This window comes from Pseudomonas sp. B2M1-30 (genome assembly GCF_025447575.1).
Taxonomy (GTDB): domain Bacteria; phylum Pseudomonadota; class Gammaproteobacteria; order Pseudomonadales; family Pseudomonadaceae; genus Aquipseudomonas; species Aquipseudomonas botevensis.
In genome coordinates this window covers 57,746-77,818 of record NZ_JAOEJT010000003.1, presented here as the reverse complement: position 1 = coordinate 77,818, position 20,073 = coordinate 57,746, and the positions used below count along the sequence as shown (strand labels likewise).

The following is a 20,073-nucleotide window of genomic DNA, read 5'->3' as shown; positions in this document are numbered from 1 at the left end:
GGAGGGCATCCTGCGCCGGGCTTCATCAACAGCTTATTCCTGGGTTTCGCCACGTTCACGGGCAATGGCGCGGTAGCCAATGTCCTTGCGGTAGAAGCAGCCTTCCCAGTCGATCGCCGCCGCCAGCTTGTAGGCCTGCTGCTGGGCTGCACCGACGGTGGCACCCATGGCGGTGGCGCACAGCACACGGCCACCGGCGGTCACGACCTGGCCGTCCTTGAGCGCGGTGCCGGCGTGGAAGACTTTGCCTTCCAGGCCTGCCGCTGCATCCAGACCGTTGATCGGCGCGCCCTTGGCGTAGTCGCCAGGGTAGCCGCCGGCGGCCAGCACGATGCCGACGCTCGGGCGTGGATCCCACTGCGCTTCGACCTTGTCCAGTGCCTGGGCCAGCGCGGCTTCGACCAGCAGCACCAGGCTCGATTGCAGGCGCAGCATCACCGGTTGGGTTTCCGGGTCGCCGAAACGGCAGTTGAACTCGATGACTTTCGGATTGCCGGCCTTGTCGATCATCAGACCGGCGTACAGGAAACCGGTGTAGACGTTGCCTTCCTCGGCCATGCCGCGCACGGTCGGCCAGATCACCTGGTCCATCACGCGCTGGTGAACGTCGGCGGTGACCACCGGCGCCGGGGAGTAGGCACCCATGCCGCCGGTGTTCGGGCCGCTGTCGCCGTCGCCGACGCGTTTGTGGTCCTGGCTGGTGGCCATCGGCAGAACGTTCTTGCCGTCGACCATGACGATGAAGCTGGCTTCTTCGCCGTCGAGGAACTCTTCGATCACCACGCGCGAACCGGCGTCGCCGAACGCGTTGCCGGCGAGCATGTCGCGCACGGCGTCTTCGGCTTCGGCCAGGGTCATGGCGACGATCACGCCTTTACCGGCGGCCAGGCCATCGGCCTTGATCACGATCGGCGCGCCTTTCTCACGCAGATAAGCCAGGGCCGGCTCGATCTCGGTGAAGTTCTGGTAGTCGGCGGTCGGGATCTTGTGGCGCGCCAGGAAATCCTTGGTGAAGGCCTTCGAGCCTTCGAGCTGAGCGGCACCGGCGGTCGGGCCGAAGCAGTCCAGGCCACGGGAACGGAACAGATCGACCACGCCGGCCACCAGCGGCACTTCCGGGCCGACGATGGTCAGGGAGACGTTTTTCTCGGCGAAATCGGCCAGTTGCTCGAGGGCCAGGACGTCGATGGCGACGTTTTCGCACTTGGCTTCAATCGCGGTGCCGGCGTTGCCCGGAGCCACGAAAACCTTCTGCACACGCGGATCCTGAGCCACTTTCCAGGCCAGGGCGTGTTCACGGCCACCGCTGCCAATGATCAAAACATTCATTTCAAAAACCTCGGATGACGCTAATTCTGTTTTAGAACCTAAAGCGCTTCACGCTATAGGAGGTCGCAATGAAGTCGGTAGATGCAAGGCGGAGTCGACCTCGATGAGCGGAGTTGCCTTTTGGCAATGAGCATCATTGAGGTAGGCTCCAACGCAGCAGATTCCGGCTTCAGTGCGGCCGTCGACCAGTTAGTGACGGAAATGACGCATGCCGGTAAAGACCATGGCAATGCCGGCTTCGTCCGCCGCCGCAATCACTTCCGCATCACGCATCGAACCGCCTGGCTGGATCACCGCAGTGATGCCGACCTTGGCCGCGTTGTCCAGGCCGTCGCGGAACGGGAAGAACGCGTCCGATGCCATCACCGAACCCGCGACTTGCAGGCCGGCGTGTTCAGCCTTGATCGCGGCGATGCGCGCGGAGTTCACGCGGCTCATCTGGCCGGCGCCGACACCGATGGTCTGACGGTTCTTGGCGTAGACGATGGCGTTGGACTTGACGAACTTGGCCACTTTCCAGGCGAAGATCAGGTCGTTGATTTCCTGTTCGGTCGGTGCGCGCTTGGTCACCACTTTCAGGTCGTCGGCACCGATCATGCCGATGTCGCGGCTCTGCACCAGCAGGCCACCGTTGACGCGTTTGTAGTCCCAGGCCGGAACACGGTCGGCCGACCACTCGCCACAGGCCAGCAGGCGCACGTTGGCTTTGGCGGCCACGACGGCGCGGGCTTCGGCGCTGACGCTCGGGGCGATGATGACTTCGACGAACTGACGCTCGACGATCGCCTTGGCGGTTTCGGCATCCAGTTCACGGTTGAAGGCGATGATGCCGCCGAAGGCCGACTCGGTGTCGGTGGCATAGGCCAGTTCGTAGGCCTGACGGATGCCGCCTTCGGCGTCCGGGCTCACGGCCACGCCGCACGGGTTGGCGTGCTTGACGATCACGCAGGCCGGTTTGACGAAGCTCTTCACGCATTCCAGCGCGGCGTCGGTGTCGGCCACGTTGTTGTACGACAGTTCCTTGCCCTGCAGTTGGGTGGCGGTGGAGATGCCGACTTCGGCCGGTTTCGCTTCCACGTAGAACGCCGCGCTCTGGTGCGGGTTCTCGCCGTAGCGCATTTCCTGGGCCTTGATGAACTGGCTGTTGAAGGTGCGCGGGAATTCGCTGCGGCCTTCAGTGCTCAGGGTTTCAGCGGCCTGGTTCACAGTGCCCATGTAGTTGGCGATCATGCCGTCGTAGGCGGCGGTGTGTTCGAACGCCTTGAGCATCAGGTCGAAACGCTGGGCGTAGGTCAGGCCACCGGCCTTGAGGTTTTGCAGGACGTCGGCGTAATCGCTGGCATTCACCACGATCGCTACGTCTTTGTGGTTTTTCGCGGCCGAACGGACCATGGTCGGGCCACCGATGTCGATGTTCTCGATGGCGGTCGGCAGGTCGCAGCCTGGCTTGCTGATGGTGGCTTCGAACGGATACAGGTTGACCGCCACCAGATCGATCGGCTTGATGCCGTGCTCGTTCATGATCGCGTCGTCGATACCGCGACGACCGAGGATCCCGCCGTGGATTTTCGGGTGCAGGGTTTTCACCCGACCGTCCATCATTTCCGCGAAACCGGTGTAATCCGCGACTTCCACTGCGGCCACGCCGTTGTCCTGCAGCAGTTTGAAGGTCCCGCCGGTGGAGAGGATTTCCACGCCCAGGGCTTCCAGCTCCCTGGCGAATTCGAGGATCCCGGTCTTGTCGGAAACGCTGATCAAGGCGCGGCGGATCGGCAGGCGGGTAGTCTGGTCGGTCATCTCAATTTCCATCAAAAGCAAAGGAAGTCAGCAAAAAAGGCGACCGGTTTTACGCGGGCGCCTTTCTGGTTGGATTGAATGCTTACAGCAGATCGTACTGCTTGAGTTTCTTGCGCAGCGTGCCACGGTTGAGTCCGAGCAGCTCGCTGGCCTTGGTCTGGTTGCCCTTGACGTAGTTCATCACGCTTTCGAGCAGGGGAGCCTCGACTTCGGAGAGCACCAGGTTGTACACATCCGTGACGGCAGCGCCCTCAAGGTGGGCGAAATAATTGTGCAGCGCCTTCTCGACACTCCCGCGAAGGGTCTGGCCTTCTTCGCTCGGGGTATTGAGGTGCTGTTTCAAATTCACGTTGTCGCTCACGGGTGTTGTTCCACTCACTAAAGTCTCGGTCATCATCGTCATGCGGCCACCCCTTCTCCGTCCCCTGTCAGGCTCTTGTAACGTTCGGCGAAGAACTCCCGAACGTTGGCGCATTGTGTTTCCGTACCATCCAAAAGATTGAAACGGGCGCGAAACTCCCTGGCGCCCGGCAAGGTTGCGAGATACCAGCCCACATGCTTACGAGCAATGCGTACGCCCATCACGTCCCCATAGAAAGCGTGGAGGGCGGCCAGATGCTCAAGCAGAATGCGTTCCACCTCGATCAGCTCCGGCGCCGGCAACATCTCGCCGGTCCGCAGGAAGTGCTCGATCTCACGAAAAATCCATGGCCGCCCCTGGGCAGCCCGGCCTATCAACAGACCATCGGCACCGGTCGCGTCGAGCACGTGGCGGGCCTTCTGCGGCGAATCGATATCGCCATTGGCGAACACCGGGATCGACACCGCCTGCTTGATCGCGGCAATCGTGTCGTACTCGGCTTCACCGGTGTACAGGTCGGCACGGGTGCGGCCATGCACCGCCAGCGCCGTGATCCCGGCCTGCTCGGCGATCTTCGCCACGGTCAGGCCGTTCTTGTTGTCGCGATCCCAGCCGGTGCGGATCTTCAAGGTGACCGGCACATCGACCGCAGCCACCACGGCCTGCAGGATCTCGGTCACCAGTGCTTCATCTTTCAGCAACGCGGAGCCGGCAGCCTTGTTGCAGACCTTCTTTGCCGGGCAACCCATGTTGATATCAATAATCTGTGCGCCCAGTTCGACGTTGGCCCGGGCCGCATCCGCCAGCATCTGCGCGTCGCCACCGGCGATCTGCACCGAGCGCGGCTCGGGATCGCCTTCGTGGATCATGCGCATGCGCGACTTGCGGGTGTTCCACAGGCTCATGTCACTGGTGACCATTTCCGAGACTACAAGCCCTGCGCCCAGACGTTTGCACAACTGACGAAAGGGCTGGTCGGTGACGCCCGCCATGGGGGCGAGAATCAAGCCGTTCTGCAATGTGTATGGGCCGATGCGTACCGCCGACATAGGACTTCCCTGAAGTGGGGCCGGATCATTAGAGTTCGAAAAAGGGTTGGCATGATACCCGCTCTCGATGACTGGATAAAGGCTGAATTGAACAAAATCTGAACAGTTATTCTGTTATTGCCAGAGGTTTGGTTGTCCGGGGCAAAGTCAGAAAACCGCCGTCAATCACGCAACGGTGAAGCGTTTCACTCGGGAGAGTGGAAACTCAGGCTGTAGTTCACCGCTTTCGGGCCTGGATCGAGGATGTCCAGGGCAATGTGGATTGGCGTCTGTGGTGGCATTTCCGCCATGCCTTCAAGGTCGCCGTTGAGGTATTCGCCGGGTTTGAAGCGACGGCTGGCAATCAAGTGGCCGTTGAGGTCGGCGAAGCGCAGCTCCAGCAGCGGGAACGGTTGCGAGAACGGGGCACGGTTGTAAATGATCGCATCGACCACCAGCGCCCCGCTGAATTCCGGATGGCTGCGCACCACGAGGTTGCTGCTCTTGATCTTGGCGATGTCGACCTTGGACGGCACCGTGCAGCCGATTTGCGGACACAGTTGCTGGAACCACGGGCGGTATTGGTCCTGGCGCGCCAACTCGTCGAAATGATAGGCGACGTACTGGCCGGCCAGGCCGGCAGCGGCCAGCAGGATCAACAGCAACCAGAGAAAGCGTCGACCCCACGGCGAACGGCGTTTCTGCCAGTCCAGTTGCAGCGGATCGTCGGTCAGGTCCTGCAGGACTTCGGCACGGACACCGGGTTCGGCGCGCTCGCGTTTCTTGCGCGGTGGCTCGATTGGCGACAGCTCGTCATCGGCGTCGTCACTGGCAGACAGGCGTTCGCGGCGGGCGTTCGGGTCGATCGGATCGTGCAGGCGCAGCTGCGGGATCGGCGGCTCGTCATCCAGATCCACCGGCTCCAGCGACAGCGATGGTTCGGTGCGCTCCGGTTTGATCGGCTCGAGGTCGACGATTTCCGGCTCGGCTTCAGGCTCGGGCGTGCGCTCGTCGGCGGGTTCGCTGAACAGGCTGTCCGGCCAGACGGCTTCATCCGGCTCGGGACTGTCGCGGCGCGCGCTCAGGGAATCTTCGCGCGGGCGACCGAATTCGGTGGTTGGCTGGATTTCCCGTTGCTCGAGGCGGGCGAGTTCCTGGTCGAGGTCCAGGCTGTCCAGATCCAGCTCGGAGGCGCTCCACTGCTTTTGGCTGATGGCGCGCGGTGCCAGCACCGTCGGTTCGACGATGGCCGGTGGTTCCTCCGCCGTGGGCGGCGCCAGGCTTGGCGGCGCTTCGACGGACGGTTGCGGAACGGCTGGCACGACCGGCGCCAGCGCGTCCTTGCCGGCGCGTTGTTCGAGCAGCTGTTTGGCCGCGTTGAACACTTGCAGGCAGGAGCCGCAGCGAACCACTCCACGGGCCACGCTCAATTGAGCGTGGCTGACACGGAAACTGGTTTGGCAATGCGGGCACTGGGTGACGAAACTGTCGGTCATGCGGCGATCCGGATTGAGCAGGCGGACATTCTAGCGCCGACGGCCGGTGATGCGCACCCAGCCATCGCGATTGGCGATCGGGTCGAGATCGAAGTCCTGCGCATAGGCGGCAGCCACTTCGTCGCCTTGTTCGGCGAGAATCCCCGACAGCGCCAGGCGCCCGCCGGACTTGACCAGGCCGGACAATTGCGGCGCCAGGGAAACCAGCGGCCCGGCGAGAATGTTGGCCACCAGGACATCGGCTTTGACCGGCGGCAGGTCTTCCGGCAGGTACAACGGGAACAGCTCGTCGGCGATGTTGTTGCGCCCGGCGTTATCGCGCGAGGCTTCCAGCGCCTGCACGTCGATGTCGGTGCCGACCGCTTCTTTCGCGCCCAGCAGCAGGGCGGCGATGGCCAGAATCCCCGAGCCGCAGCCGAAGTCCAGCACGTTGCAGTCCTTCAGGTCCTGGCCGTCGAGCCATTCCAGGCACAGCGCGGTGGTCGGGTGGGTGCCGGTGCCGAATGCCAGGCCCGGGTCCAGCAGCAGATTGACGGCGCCCGGCTCCGGCGCGGCGTGCCAGCTCGGCACGATCCACAGGCGCTGGCCGAAGCGCATCGGCTGGAACCCGTCCATCCAGCTGCGCTCCCAGTCCTGGTCTTCGATCACTTCGCTGTGGTGCTCGGGCAGCGGGCTGCCGGTCAGCAGTTCGAGGTGGGCGAGGACGAGTTCGGCTTCGGTGCCGCCCTCGAACAGGGCCAGCAGGTGAGTGTGCGACCAGAGCGGTGTGGTGTTGAGTTCCGGCTCGAAGATCGGCTGGTCTTCGGCGTCCATGAAGGTGACCGAGACGGCGCCGACTTCAAGGAAAGCGTCTTCATAGGTTTCGGCTTGTTCTGGGCTGATGGCGAGACGGACTTGCAGCCAAGGCATGGCGGGCACCTTTGAAAAAGATTGATTGCAGCCTAGCGGCCTGCGAGAAGCGCGCAAGTTTACGCGAGCGCGCGGGGTTTGTGGGAGCGGCATTTGTAGCGCAGATGTTGAGCGAAGCGGATGCCCGCTCCCGTGAGGGCAAGCATGAAACCTCCAGAAACAACAAAGCCGCCCGAAGGCGGCCTTGTCATGTGCCGGGCGAAGCTTAGTGCTTCTCGCCAGCCAGCTTGTGCTCGAGGTAGTGAATGTTCACGCCCCCTTTGCAGAAGCCTTCGTCGCGGGTCAGGTCACGGTGCAACGGGATGTTGGTCTTGATCCCGTCAACCACGATTTCGTCCAGGGCATTGCGCATGCGTGCCATGGCTTCGTCGCGGGTGGCGCCGTAAGTGATCAGCTTGCCGATCAGCGAGTCGTAGTTCGGCGGAACCGCATAACCGCTGTACAGGTGCGAATCGACGCGAACGCCGTTGCCGCCTGGTGCGTGGAAATGCTTGACCGTGCCCGGGCTCGGCATGAAGGTTTTCGGGTCTTCGGCGTTGATCCGGCACTCCAGCGAGTGACCGCGGATCACCACGTCATCCTGGGTGAACGACAGCTTGTTGCCGGCGGCGATGCTGAGCATCTCCTTGACGATGTCGATACCGGTGACCATTTCCGAAACCGGGTGCTCCACCTGAACACGGGTGTTCATTTCGATGAAGTAGAAACGACCGTTTTCGTACAGGAACTCGAAAGTGCCGGCGCCACGGTAGCCGATGTCGATGCACGCCTGGACGCAGCGCGCGAGGACTTCCTTGCGGGCCTGCTCGTCGATGCCCGGTGCCGGCGCTTCTTCGAGAACCTTCTGGTGACGACGTTGCAGCGAGCAATCGCGGTCGCCCAGATGGATGGCGTTACCCTGGCCGTCGGACAGTACCTGAACTTCGACGTGACGTGGGTTGGTCAGGAATTTTTCCAGATAGACCATCGGGTTGCCGAACGCCGCGCCGGCTTCGGTGCGGGTCAGTTTGGCGAAGGCGATCAGGTCTTCTTCCTGGTGTACCACGCGCATGCCGCGACCACCGCCGCCGCCAGCGGCCTTGATGATCACCGGATAGCCGACTTCACGACCGATGCGCAGTGCCGTTTCCTCGTCTTCCGGCAGCGGGCCGTCGGAACCTGGAACGGTTGGCACGCCGGCTTCGATCATCGCGTGCTTGGCCGATACCTTGTCGCCCATCAGGCGAATGGTGTCGGCTTTCGGGCCGATGAAGGCGAAACCGGAGTTCTCGACCTGCTCGGCAAAGTCGGCGTTTTCCGCGAGGAAACCGTAGCCTGGGTGAATGGCGGTAGCGCCAGTCACTTCAGCGGCCGCGATGATTGCCGGGATGTGCAGGTAGGAGTGCGCGGCGGAAGCCGGGCCGATGCAGACGGATTCGTCTGCCAGACCCAGGTGCATCAGCTCTTTGTCGGCCTTGGAGTAAACGGCGACGGTCTTGATGCCCATCTCTTTGCAGGCACGCAGAATCCGCAGGGCGATCTCACCGCGGTTAGCGATCAGAACTTTTTCCAACTTCGCAGTCATCAAAGGCTCTCCGCAGTTCAAACGATGGTGAACAGCGGTTGGTCGTACTCAACCGGCTGGCCGTCTTCGACGAGGATGGATTCGATCACACCGCTGGTTTCAGCTTCGATGTGGTTCATCATCTTCATGGCTTCGACGATGCACAGGGTGTCGCCTTTCTTCACGGTCTGGCCGACTTCAACGAAGGCTGGCGAGGTTGGCGAAGACTTGCGGTAGAAAGTACCTACCATCGGCGAACGGGCAACGGTGCCGTTCAGTGCTGGAGCAGCGGCGGCAGCCGGTGCAGCGGCAGCGGCTGGTGCGGCAGCGGCGACTGGCGCGGCGGCTGGAGCCTGCATCGGAGCCGGTGCGTAGTACTGCTGAGCTGGAGTCTTGCTGTTACGGCTGATGCGTACGGACTCTTCGCCTTCCTTGATCTCGAGTTCGTCGATGCCGGACTCTTCCAGCAGTTCGATCAGTTTCTTAACTTTACGGATATCCATGAATCGTCAACTCCCAAGGGTCGGTCAGGGGCGTTTAAGGCTTGTTGTTCAAGCTGTTGCCGTTCTTTCAAGCTGTTCTAGCGCGGCCTCCAGGGCCAGTCGGTAACCGCTGGCGCCAAGGCCGCAGATCACTCCCACCGCTACATCGGAGAAGTAAGAGTGATGGCGGAAAGGTTCGCGTTTGTGCACGTTCGATAAATGCACTTCGATGAATGGGATGCTCACTCCCAGCAGCGCGTCACGTAATGCAACACTTGTATGTGTAAATGCCGCCGGATTGATCAAAATGAAATCGACGCCTTCACCGCGCGCGGCGTGGATGCGGTCGATCAATTCGTACTCGGCATTGCTTTGCAGATGCAGCAGATGGTGGCCGGCTTCACGGGCGCGGCGCTCCAGATCCTGGTTGATCTGTGCCAAGGTCGTCGACCCATAGGTGCCCGGCTCGCGGGTGCCGAGCAGGTTCAGGTTGGGGCCGTGCAGCACCAGTAGCGTTGCCATCTGCGTGTTCCTTGTTATGAGTGAGCCTGCGTCAGAACCCGGCGACTATGCCGCAAAGACTTTGTGACTGTCCAGTTCTCTGCAATAGCCAGCACGATGTCCGATGTTTGCGCGAAATATGTGACCGAGTGATTAAATCCGGTCATTCGCTTTGGCGACACGTTCGGCGAAGTCGGCGGCATTGATCTCGCCGATCACCCGCACATTGCGGCGTTCATTGCCGTCCTTGCCGAAGAACATCAGCGCCGGTGGGCCGAACAGGTTGTAGCGGTCGAGCAGGCTGCGCTGTTCGGCGTTGCTCGCGGTGATATCGAAACGGATCAGCCGATAACCCTTGAGCCGTTCGACGACGGTGGCGTCATTGAGCACGTCGTGTTCGATGACTTTGCAACTGATGCACCAGTCGGCGTACCAGTCGAGCAGCAGCGGGGCACCGGCGTTTCTGGCTTCCAGCAGGATGCGATCCAGATCCGCCGGGGTGCTGACGGTCTGCCATTGGTCGCTGTCCTGAGCCGGCGCGCCGCTCTGGACGACGCGCGGCGCAATCGGGTTGAGCGGATCGGTCTGGCCGCTGAAGGCGCCGTACCAGCAGGCCAGCGCATAAAACACCAGGAACATCCCGAGCAGTTGGCCAAGGCGTTTGCGCGGCGGTTTATAAACGAACTCCAGCGCGCCGAGGAACAGGCCTACGCCGCCTGCCAGCAGGCCGATCAGCAACAACGTGACTTCCCCCGACAAGACCCGGCTGAGCAAGCCGATTGCCAGTCCGAGCAGCAACACGCCGATACCGTTTTTCACGTACATCATCCATGGCCCGCTCTTCGGCAGCCACGCCGCGCCGCCAGTTGCCACCAGCAACAGTGGCGCGCCCATGCCGAGGCCGAGCATGAACAGCTTCAGACCACCGCCCAGCGCATCGCCGCTGGCGCTTATATAAAGCAGCGCACCGGCCAGTGGTGCCGACACGCAGGGTGAAACCAGCAGGCTCGAGACCACGCCGAGTACCGCCGCGCCCCACAGCGAACCGCCTTCGGTGCGCCCGGCGATCCGGTCGAGGCGGCTGCTGATGACGTGCGGCAGCTTCAGTTCGAATACGCCGAACATCGCCAGGGCAAAGATCGCAAAGAACATCGCGAACGGCACCAGCACCCACGCCGATTGCAACCGCGCCTGCAGATTCAGTTGCGCGCCAAACAACCCCATCAGTGCCCCGAGCAGGGCAAAGCAGGCGGCCATCGGCAGCACGTAGGCCAGTGACAGATTGAAGCCGCGCAGCCCGCCGACCTGCCCGCGCAGCACCACACCGGACAGGATCGGCAGCATTGGCAGCACGCACGGAGTGAAAGTCAGGCCCAGACCAGCGAGGAAGAACAGCGCCAGGTCACGCCAGTCCCAGGTGGTCGCCGGAGTGGTCGTGCTGTCTGCCGCTGCGTTGCCGTCGATGCTCAGACGTTCGGTTTCCGGTGGGTAGCACAGGCCTTTGTCGGCGCAGCCCTGATAGGTGACGACGAGGGTGAAGGCCCGGGAGTCGTTGCGTGGCAGCTCGACATCGAGGATGCCGTGATAGACCTCGACATCGCCGAAGTACTCATCGTGTTTCTGCTCGCCCTTGGGCAGCTGCGCGGCGCTCAGTTTCACATCGGCCGGGTCGGTGCGGAACTGGAAGCGATGGCGATAGAGGTAATAGCCCTCGCTGGCGACGAAGCGCAGTGTGATCGACTGCGGCGTGCTTTCGACCAGGCTCAGTTGAAAGGCTTCGCGCACCGGCAGGAAGTCTGCGCTGTTATTGACTGAACCCAGGGTGGAACCGGGTTTACTGTCGAACAGCCCGGCGGCGCCGGCCGGCAGGGTGAAGACAAAAAGCAGCAGGCAGAGCAAGCGGCGCATGACGATCTCGCGTATCGGAATTGGGGGGATGATAGCGGACGGTGCGCAGGTATGCAGGCGCGCGGTCATTGCGTTGATGAGGAGGCTGAATACGCCGTCCTCTTCGCGGGCAGGCCCGCTCCCACAAGGGCAACTTATTCCAGTGTGGGAGCGGACTTGCCCGCGAATTCAGTCGATCAGACGCGGAAAGCCTGCACGGCGGTATGTAATTGTCCGCCCAACACGAGCAGGTTTTCGCCTTGCTCGCGACCTTCACCGATGCGCAGCAGGTTATCTCCACCCAACTGATGAATGCGCTCGCTGTGATCACGGATTTCGCTGACCGCGCCGCTCTGCTGGGCGGTGATGTCGGCGATGCGGATTGCGGTATCGGAAATGGTCTGGATCGCCCCGACAATCTTGTCCAGCGCGCCGTCTGCCGACTGCGCCTGATTGGCCGTGGCTTCGGCGTGTTCGACTTGGGCGCGCATGCCTTCCACCGATTGCCGGGCGGCGGTTTGCAGGCCGGCGATCAAGGTCTGGATCTCCGCCGTGGCGCCGGCAGTGCGCTGCGCCAGAGAGCGCACTTCCTCGGCCACCACCGCGAAGCCGCGACCCATCTCTCCGGCACGCGCCGCTTCGATCGCCGCGTTGAGGGCCAGCAGGTTGGTCTGGTCGGCAATCGAACGGATCACCGTCAGCACGCCGCCGATGGTCGCCGACTCCTCGGCCAGGTGTTCAATCATCTGCGCATTGCCTTGTACTTCACCGACCAGTGCATGCAAGCCGGTGAGGCTCTGGCCGATGACTTGCTGTCCGTGCTCGACCGCCAGCCCCGCATGCCGACTGGCATCTGCCGCCTGACGCGCATCGCCGGCCACTTGCTGGATGGTCGCCTCCAGTTCGCCGAGGGAGTCACGGATCAGTGCGGTATCGCCGGCCTGATGTTCGGCGCCACTGTGCAAGTCGTTGCTCAGTTCGGCGAGGGTCCGGCTGCTGCCGGCGACCTGTTCGGCATTGCCGCGAATGGTGCCCACCAGATCCACCAGGTAGGCGCGCAGGCGATTGAGCGAGGCTTCGATGTCGTGCAGTTCACGGTTGGTCTTGCCCAGATGAATGTCCTGGCTGAAATCGCCCTCGGCCCAGGTCGACAAGGCCGGCGCAAGGTTGGTCAGGGTGCGCGCCAGGCGTCGTTGCAAGGTATCGATCAGCAAGGCGATCAGCAGGATCAGGCCGATCATCACGCCTTGCATCAGGCGCACTTCGCCCTGGATCTGCCCGTGCTGGGCGCGCACCACCGGTTCGAGGCCGGCGATGGCTTGCTGCACGGCGGCGATTTTCAGGTGGGTGGCGGTGCTCAGGTCGGTGCGTTTCTGGATCTGCTCGCGAGTGCGCGCCAGTTCGGCCGGGTAGCGCCCGAGCAGGCTGTTGAGTTCGCGCTTGAGGCCGACGCCGGCATCCTCGGCGGTGGCTTTCTCGGTGTTTTCAATGCCCATCATCGCGGCGAAATCGTCGCTGCCGGATTCGTTGCTGGCGACCACGCCGAGCAGCGGCAGGGCATCGATCGCCTGTGCCTGGGTGCGGATGCTGGTGACTTCCCGCTCGACATCGACGGCCAGTTCGCTGCGGCCGCTGCTCACCAGTTTGTCCCGTGCCAGGGACAGTTTGCCCAGATGCTGGGAGGCCGCGAGCAGCGGTGTCAGGTAGGTCGAATTGCCGCCGGCATAGGTGCTGAGCTGATCGAGGCTGGCGCTCAGTTCGCGCTCGGCCTGCAACAGCAGCGCCTGCGGATCGCCGGCCAGTTTGCCGGCCGCCAGCAGGTCGGTCTTGCTGAAATCGTCGAGGCTCGACAGGCTCGGGCGCAGGGTGTCGGCCAGCGCGGGTGGCAGTTCGCCGAGTTCTTTCTGCAGGCCGTCGATGGCCTGGGTGGCGCTGCTCAGGCGCAGGGCGTCGCCGCTGGCGAGGTAGTCCTCGACGTTGCGCGCCACTTCATTCTGAAACTGCTGCGACAGCCCGAGGTAGCGCTCCATCAACAGATACGGGCGTTCAAGGGCTTTCTGCGACCACCACAGCGTGGCGCCGAGGGCCACGCACACGGCGACCAGCAACAGCGTATTGAGATTGGTGAGCAACTTCAGGCGCATGACGGTTACCAACGACAGAAATGGTAAGCGCCTGAATTTATTGCGGTTCTGTTACAGGGTTATGACCGAATCGGTCGATTCCGATGAAAAAGTGGCACTTTGCTTTGAGTCCCGCGCGGTCTGTACCCGATTACGTCCTTCGCCTTTGGCGCGGTACAACGCCTCGTCGGCCTGGCTGGCCATCATCAGGCTGTCGGAGTCGTCGTGCATCTCCACCACACCGGCGCTGAACGTACACCACAGATCCTGCGGTTGCGCCGGGTAATGGATTTCGGCGAAGCGCTGGCGAATCTCGTCGAGCACCTTATGTGCGGCGTTGATATCGGTGTCGGGCATGACGATGGCGAATTCTTCACCGCCGTAACGGCCGATGAAATCGGTCTTGCGCAAGCGTTGCTTGAGAAACAGCGCCAGGCTCTTGATCACCCGGTCGCCCATCGGGTGGCCGTGGCTGTCGTTGACCCGTTTGAAGTGGTCGATGTCGAGCATGGCGAAACTCAACGGTTTGTTCTCGCGGCGGGCGCGGAACGAGCAGTCTTCGAGCAACTGCAAAATGTGCGTGTGGTTGTACAGGCCGGTGAGGCTGTCGCGCACCATCCGCGCTTTCAGGTTGCGAGCGCGGGCGGCGCGGTTGCGCACGGTGGTGATCAGATGGCGCGGCTTGATCGGTTTGGTCAGGAAGTCGTCGCCGCCTTCGCTCATGGCATCGAGTTGCTTGTCCAGATCGTCTTCGGCCGACAGGTAGATGATCGGCACGCTGACATAGCGATCATTGTGGCGGATGACCTTCGCCAGTTCGGTGCCGGTGCAGGCCGGCATGTACATGTCGAGGATGATCAGGTCCGGCTGGAAATCCGCCAGCTCGGCCATGGCCTGGATCGGTTCGATCAGGGTGCGGGTGACGATCCCGGCACTGTTGAGCAGGCGCTCGGTGTGCAACGCCTGGGCGCGGGAGTCGTCGATGATCAGCACTTTATAAGGTTCGTACTGGGCGACGCAGGTCAGGACTTCGATCTTCTCCAGCAGGCTCGAGGCTTCGAGGGTGCCGGTGAGAAATTCCTGGCCGCCGGCACGCACCGCCGCCAGACGTGTCGGGGTGTCGGTTTCGTGCAGACTGAAAAACAGTAGCGGCAATGGTTCTTCCAGGCCTTGCTGGGCTTCGGCGGCGAGTTTCAGGCCGATGCCCGGGCCGCTGAAGTCGACGTCCATGACGATGGCCGCCGGCAGACGCTCGACCATCGAGGAGCGAAACGCCGACACACTGTCCAGCGCCTGGGCACTGAGGCCGAAGAATTCCAGCTGCTTGGCCAGGCGCTCGGCGCGGTCGTGATCCTGCAGCATCACGTAGATCGGTTTGCGCAGCGGCGGCAGGAATGTCTGGTCGAGTTGGTCGCCATGGCGCAGGCCGGTGCGCGACAGGCGTTGCATCAGGCGATTGAGGTCGGTGATCAGGCCGCTGCTCAGGCGTCCGCGATTGGCGTCCACCGCTTCCAGCGACTGGCTGATGTGATGCGCGAGCTGGGTGTGTTCGGGCTGTTCGAAGCGCTCGGCGAAGCGCAGCAGGCGCAGGTTGGCCTCGCTCAGTTCGGCGAGGTCGGCGGTGGACCACTCGCTGCGTTGCAGGCGCTGCCATATCTCAAGAATCTGACGTGCCTGATGAATTACCCGCTGGGCAAAGTGGTGCTTGAGGCGCTCGCGGCTGGGGTCTTCTGGCTCGGTCATATCCTGACTACTAGTTAGGGTGCATGCTGAGATCGACTGGTGGCTCTATGCTAGCACCTCTTTTCCCCTATATGAGTGTCGTACGTCAATAATCTGCGGTGCGACACAATTCAGTTTCTGACCGGATGGTTTTGTTTTGGACTTGCTCGTCGGGCAAGTCCCCGTGAGCCGGGCGCTTGCCACACTGGAAGCTTCGCGAAAGTGATTGTTTTGTGGCATTAACATAAGTGCTCTGAATGAGTCCGGCGATGTTTTCAGAGGGTGGGCAGCGCTGTTGGTAGGGCAGGGCGCATCGGGGAATCCCTTAGGGCCGGCGAATGCGTCACTCGCCCGCACGATTTGCGGCTTATCCATCATCGCGGGTGCCGGGCCAAGGCACGTTGTTGTATGGTTGTGGTCGAACCGTTGAACCCAAGTTTTGAAAGGATATCGCCATGCTGGACTGGAAGAACCGCGCGGGCAGCGCGCCTGAACGTGCCGCCGAGCCCAAGTCGGCCACCCGCAGTTATGTCGGCGGTCTGCTGTTCAGCCGCGCGCTGGCGACATTGATCGGCCTCTACCTGTTGGTGACCATTGGCCTGGGCTGGTACTGGAGCCAGGAACCCGCGCTGTTCCCCGTGGCGCAGAACGCCCAGGTGGCCGCCGAGAAGGAAGGCAAGCAAATGGTGGTCGGCTACACCACCGTCGAAACCCTGAAGACCGTCGCCGGCACCTTGCTCGACAAGCCGGGCGGCTACATTTCCAACGACCGCTTCCCGCCGGGCCTGTGGATGGACAACATGCCGAGCTGGGAATACGGCGTGCTGGTCCAGGTGCGCGACCTGACCCGTGCCTTGCGCAAGGACTTCGCCCGCTCGCAATCGCAATCGGCCGAAGACGCCGATCTGGCCAAGGCCGAACCGCGTTTCAACTTCGACAACAAGAGCTGGATCCTGCCGTCGAGTGAATCGGAATATCAGGAAGGCATTAACTCGCTGAGCCGCTATCAGGCGCGTCTGTCGGATCCGTCGCAGAAAAACGCACTGTTCTACGCCCGCGCCGACAACCTCAACAACTGGCTGGGCGATGTCGGCACCCGTCTGGGTTCGCTGTCGCAACGGCTGTCGGCCAGCGTCGGTCGGGTAAAACTCAACACCGCACTGAAAACGGAAACCCCGGCAGTCGGTGAAGTGCCACAGGTCGACGAGGAAATCGTCGAAACCCCGTGGATGCAGATCGACAACGTGTTCTACGAAGCACGGGGCCAGGCCTGGGCACTGTCGCACCTGTTGCGCGCCATCGAAGTGGATTTCGCCGATGTGCTGGCGAAGAAGAACGCCACGGTCAGCGTGCGTCAGATCATTCGTGAGCTGGAGGCTTCGCAGGAGCCGGTGTGGAGTCCGATGATCCTCAACGGCAGCGGTTTCGGTGTCCTGGCCAACCACTCGCTGGTGATGGCCAACTATATTTCCCGGGCCAACGCCGCAGTGATCGATCTGCGCCAACTGCTCAACCAGGGCTGAGCCATGAGCGACAACGCCAGGGAAGCGGCGCACCGCGCCGCTTCGGATGCCGAACAGATCGCCTGGGTCGACGAGCAGGACAACCTGCTCGGCGCCCTGGTGCGCTCCGACCTGCGTGAGCGCGGGCTGATCGGGCGCGGCACCTACATCATGCTGTTCAACTCCGCCGGTGAACTCTGCGTACACCGGCGCACCCTGAGCAAGGCGATCTATCCCGGTTATTGGGACGTGGCGGCGGGCGGCATGGTGCAGGCCAGCGAAACCTACGCCGAGTCGGCGGCCCGCGAGCTGGAGGAAGAGTTGGGCGTGAGCGGCGTGGAACTGACCGCCCATGACCATTTCTTCTTCGAGGACACCGGCAACCGCCTGTGGTGTTCGGCGTTTTCGGCGGTGTGGGACGGGCCGTTGATCCTGCAGCCGGAAGAAGTGCTCGAAGCACGCTTCATTCCAGTCGATCAGGTCATGCTGGAAATCGAGCAGAAGCCTTATTGCCCGGACTCTCTGGCGGCCTTGAAACGCTATCTCAAGGCGCAACAGAGCGACGTCGCAAAGAACTCATAAAATGGCGCCGATTGGCACTTAGCAATCGACGCTTTTGCCGTTACACTGCGCGACCTTTTCAAGCTGTACCGGCGTGCTTTACAGGCGCAAACGGTGCAGTAGCGCTGCCCCTGCCTGAGTGGGGCTTCGCGGTCGATGACCTTGCCCAAGGTCGCGATCAGTCTTTGTCCTCCCGAGAGGATTGCCGGTGGCCAAAAAAGCCGCATCCTTCGCCGCCCTGGGCGGCCTGGTATTTTCCACCGACGCAGGTCGTCATTGCCCGGAATGCAGCAAGCCGGTGGACACCTGTATCTGCAAACAAACCGTGATCCCGGCCGGTGACGGCATTGCCCGCGTGCGTCGCGAGAGCAAGGGCCGTGGCGGCAAGACGGTGACCACAATCACCGGCGTGCCCCTGGCCGAAGACGCGCTCAAAGAGCTGGCGACAACGTTGAAGAAACGTTGCGGCACCGGCGGCGCGTTGAAAGACGGGGTCATCGAAATCCAGGGCGATCATGTCGAGCTACTCTTGGCTGAACTGATCAAGCACGGTTTCAAGGCGAAGAAGTCCGGCGGCTAGCAGCCTCTGTGAAAACCACCGATGGCTTGACCCGGTTCTGAAATCCGTCAGATTCGGTGTCGTCTCCATGGTTTTCACAGAGCCTGTTCATGACCGGTTTCTAAACTCAACGCGGTCAGCGCGGTCTACCGCCCCGCTGACGAACCGTCATTTTCATTCTTTAGACTGCGGCGGCCTGAACGTCAGGCGACGCTCCATGACTTCTTTATAGGGGACTTCGATGTCCGTACGACGCACACGCAAAGACGATGGCAGCCAATGGACAGTTGCGGACAGCCGCAGTGTTTACGGGATTCGCCATTGGGGGGCCGGGTATTTCGCGATCAATGACGCCGGTCGCGTCGAAGTTCGTCCGAACGGCCCGAGCAGCTCACCCATCGACCTGTTCGAGCAAGTCGACCAACTGCGCAAAAGCGGTTTGTCCTTGCCGTTGCTGGTTCGTTTTCCCGACATCCTGCAAGACCGCGTCCGTCAGTTGACCGGCGCCTTCGATGCCAACATCGAACGCCTGGAATACCAGAGCAAGTACACCGCGCTGTACCCGATCAAGGTCAACCAGCAAGAAGCGGTGATCGAGAACATCATCGCCACCCAGAACGTTTCCATCGGTCTGGAAGCCGGTTCCAAGCCTGAGCTGCTGGCGGTGCTGGCGCTGGCGCCGAAGGGCGGCACCATCGTCTGCAACGGTTACAAGGACCGCGAGTTCATCCGTCTGGCGCTGATGGGCCAGAAGCTCGGCCACAACGTGTTCATCGTGATCGAGAAGGAGTCCGAGGTCGGACTGGTGATCGACGAGGCCGCCTCGCTCAAGGTCAAGCCGCAGGTCGGCCTGCGCGTGCGTCTGTCGTCGCTGGCGTCGTCGAAGTGGGCGGACACCGGTGGCGAGAAATCCAAGTTCGGTCTGTCGGCGGCGCAACTGCTGTCGGTGGTCGAGCGCTTCCGCGCTGCCGGCCTGGATCAGGGCATCCGCTTGCTGCACTTCCACATGGGTTCGCAGATCGCCAACCTGGCCGACTACCAGCACGGCTTCAAGGAAGCGATCCGTTACTACGGCGAGCTGCGCAACCTCGGTCTGCCGGTGGATCACATCGACGTCGGTGGCGGCCTGGGCGTCGACTACGACGGCACCCACTCGCGCAACGCCAGTTCGATCAACTACGACATGGACGATTACGCCGGTGTCGTGGTCGGCATGCTCAAGGAGTTCTGCGACGCGCAGAGCCTGCCGCATCCGCACATCTTCTCCGAAAGCGGCCGCTCGCTGACCGCGCACCACGCGATGCTGGTGGTGCAGGTGACCGACGTCGAGAAACACAACGACGACGTGCCGCAGATCGAGAACAAGGAATCGCTGCCGGAAACCGTGCAGTGGCTGGTTGACCTGCTCGGCCCGACCGACATCGAAATGGTCACCGAAACCTACTGGCGCGCCACGCACTACATGAGCGACGTCGCCGCGCAGTACGCCGACGGCAAGCTGACCCTGGCGGAAAAAGCCCTGGCCGAGCAGTGCTACTTCGCCGTGTGCCGTCGCCTGCACAACTCGCTGAAGGCGCGCCAGCGTTCGCACCGTCAGGTGCTCGACGAACTCAACGACAAACTGGCCGACAAGTACATCTGCAACTTCTCGGTGTTCCAGAGCCTGCCGGACACCTGGGCGATCGACCAGGTCCTGCCGATCATTCCGCTGCACCGTCTCGACGAAGAGCCGCTGCGTCGCGCGGTGCTGCAGGATCTGACCTGCGACTCCGACGGCAAGATCAACCAGTACGTCGACGAGCAGAGCATCGAAACCAGCCTGCCGGTACACGGCCTGAACGAGGGCGAAGACTACCTGCTGGGCGTGTTCCTGGTCGGGGCCTATCAGGAAATCCTCGGCGACATGCACAACCTGTTCGGTGACACCGACTCGGTGAACATCTATCAGAACGCCGACGGCAGCGTGTACCACGCCGGAATCGAAACCCACGACACCATCGAAGACATGCTGCGCTACGTGCATCTGTCGCCGGAAGAGTTGATGACTCACTACCGCGACAAGTGCGCCAGTGCCCGCATCAGCGCCAATGAGCGCACGCAGTTCCTCGATGCGTTGCGCCTGGGCCTGACCCGTTCTTCCTACCTGTCTTCCTGACACCATCCCCCTGTAGCCCCGGGCTGTCTGAAATTGTTCCCGCCGTCGCGGACATTTCAGATGGCCTGGTGCGAAACCTCTTCTTTTACTCGCGAAACGGCCTACGCCTTGACCGGCA

The 20,073-nt window shown here is 62.3% G+C and carries 16 protein-coding genes; 4 read left to right on the top strand and 12 right to left on the bottom strand.

Going from position 1 to position 20,073, the window contains the following annotated elements:
* Positions 1–33: 33 nt before the first annotated feature.
* The 12 genes from purD to gcbA form a co-directional block, all read right to left on the bottom strand.
* Positions 34–1,329: a phosphoribosylamine--glycine ligase gene (purD, locus tag N8H74_RS07055; protein ID WP_217834564.1), complete on the bottom strand. Its 1,296-nt coding sequence runs from the start codon at positions 1,327–1,329 to the stop codon at positions 34–36.
* 189 nt (positions 1,330–1,518) lie between these two features.
* Positions 1,519–3,126: a bifunctional phosphoribosylaminoimidazolecarboxamide formyltransferase/IMP cyclohydrolase gene (gene purH / locus N8H74_RS07050; RefSeq protein WP_262146754.1), complete on the bottom strand. Its 1,608-nt coding sequence runs from the start codon at positions 3,124–3,126 to the stop codon at positions 1,519–1,521.
* Between the two features lie 82 nt (positions 3,127–3,208).
* Positions 3,209–3,529, bottom strand: a complete 321-nt coding sequence (gene fis, locus N8H74_RS07045; RefSeq protein WP_003186237.1) for a DNA-binding transcriptional regulator Fis — start codon at positions 3,527–3,529, stop codon at positions 3,209–3,211.
* Entirely contained in the window at positions 3,526–4,536 is a 1,011-nt protein-coding gene (gene dusB, locus N8H74_RS07040) for a tRNA dihydrouridine synthase DusB (RefSeq protein WP_262146753.1), read from the bottom strand. Before dusB ends, fis begins: the two co-directional genes overlap by 4 nt.
* A gap of 185 nt (positions 4,537–4,721) precedes the next feature.
* The gene (locus tag N8H74_RS07035; RefSeq protein WP_262146752.1) at positions 4,722–6,011 is read right to left on the bottom strand and encodes a DUF3426 domain-containing protein; all 1,290 of its coding nucleotides are present in this window, start codon (positions 6,009–6,011) and stop codon (positions 4,722–4,724) included.
* Between the two features lie 30 nt (positions 6,012–6,041).
* The gene (gene prmA, locus N8H74_RS07030; protein WP_217834560.1) at positions 6,042–6,920 is read right to left on the bottom strand and encodes a 50S ribosomal protein L11 methyltransferase; all 879 of its coding nucleotides are present in this window, start codon (positions 6,918–6,920) and stop codon (positions 6,042–6,044) included.
* A gap of 205 nt (positions 6,921–7,125) precedes the next feature.
* On the bottom strand, positions 7,126–8,484 hold the full coding sequence (gene accC, locus N8H74_RS07025; RefSeq protein ID WP_217834559.1) for an acetyl-CoA carboxylase biotin carboxylase subunit: 1,359 nt from the start codon (positions 8,482–8,484) through the stop codon (positions 7,126–7,128).
* A gap of 17 nt (positions 8,485–8,501) precedes the next feature.
* Positions 8,502–8,966 carry an acetyl-CoA carboxylase biotin carboxyl carrier protein gene (accB, locus tag N8H74_RS07020; RefSeq protein ID WP_217834558.1) on the bottom strand — a complete coding sequence of 155 codons (465 nt, stop codon included), beginning with the start codon at positions 8,964–8,966 and terminating at the stop codon, positions 8,502–8,504.
* Positions 8,967–9,014: 48 nt separating this feature from the next.
* A complete protein-coding gene (aroQ, locus tag N8H74_RS07015) occupies positions 9,015–9,467 on the bottom strand; it encodes a type II 3-dehydroquinate dehydratase (RefSeq protein WP_217834557.1) in 453 nt (150 codons plus the stop codon).
* A gap of 132 nt (positions 9,468–9,599) precedes the next feature.
* Positions 9,600–11,354 (bottom strand): protein-disulfide reductase DsbD, encoded by a 1,755-nt coding sequence (locus tag N8H74_RS07010; protein WP_262146751.1) that lies wholly within the window; start codon positions 11,352–11,354, stop codon positions 9,600–9,602.
* 176 nt (positions 11,355–11,530) lie between these two features.
* Positions 11,531–13,477 (bottom strand): methyl-accepting chemotaxis protein, encoded by a 1,947-nt coding sequence (locus tag N8H74_RS07005; RefSeq protein WP_217834555.1) that lies wholly within the window; start codon positions 13,475–13,477, stop codon positions 11,531–11,533.
* 51 nt (positions 13,478–13,528) lie between these two features.
* Entirely contained in the window at positions 13,529–15,199 is a 1,671-nt protein-coding gene (gene gcbA / locus N8H74_RS07000) for a diguanylate cyclase GcbA (protein WP_217834554.1), read from the bottom strand.
* 434 nt (positions 15,200–15,633) lie between these two features.
* On the opposite strand from gcbA, the gene N8H74_RS06995 reads away from it, so the two are divergent.
* From N8H74_RS06995 to speA, 4 genes are all read left to right on the top strand, one after another.
* Positions 15,634–16,701: a DUF2333 family protein gene (locus N8H74_RS06995; RefSeq protein ID WP_217834553.1), complete on the top strand. Its 1,068-nt coding sequence runs from the start codon at positions 15,634–15,636 to the stop codon at positions 16,699–16,701.
* Between the two features lie 3 nt (positions 16,702–16,704).
* The gene (locus N8H74_RS06990; protein WP_262146750.1) at positions 16,705–17,262 is read left to right on the top strand and encodes an NUDIX hydrolase; all 558 of its coding nucleotides are present in this window, start codon (positions 16,705–16,707) and stop codon (positions 17,260–17,262) included.
* 187 nt (positions 17,263–17,449) lie between these two features.
* Positions 17,450–17,821 (top strand): translation initiation factor Sui1, encoded by a 372-nt coding sequence (locus N8H74_RS06985; protein WP_262146749.1) that lies wholly within the window; start codon positions 17,450–17,452, stop codon positions 17,819–17,821.
* Positions 17,822–18,041: 220 nt separating this feature from the next.
* On the top strand, positions 18,042–19,955 hold the full coding sequence (gene speA / locus N8H74_RS06980; RefSeq protein WP_217834551.1) for an arginine decarboxylase: 1,914 nt from the start codon (positions 18,042–18,044) through the stop codon (positions 19,953–19,955).
* Positions 19,956–20,073 lie beyond the last annotated feature (118 nt).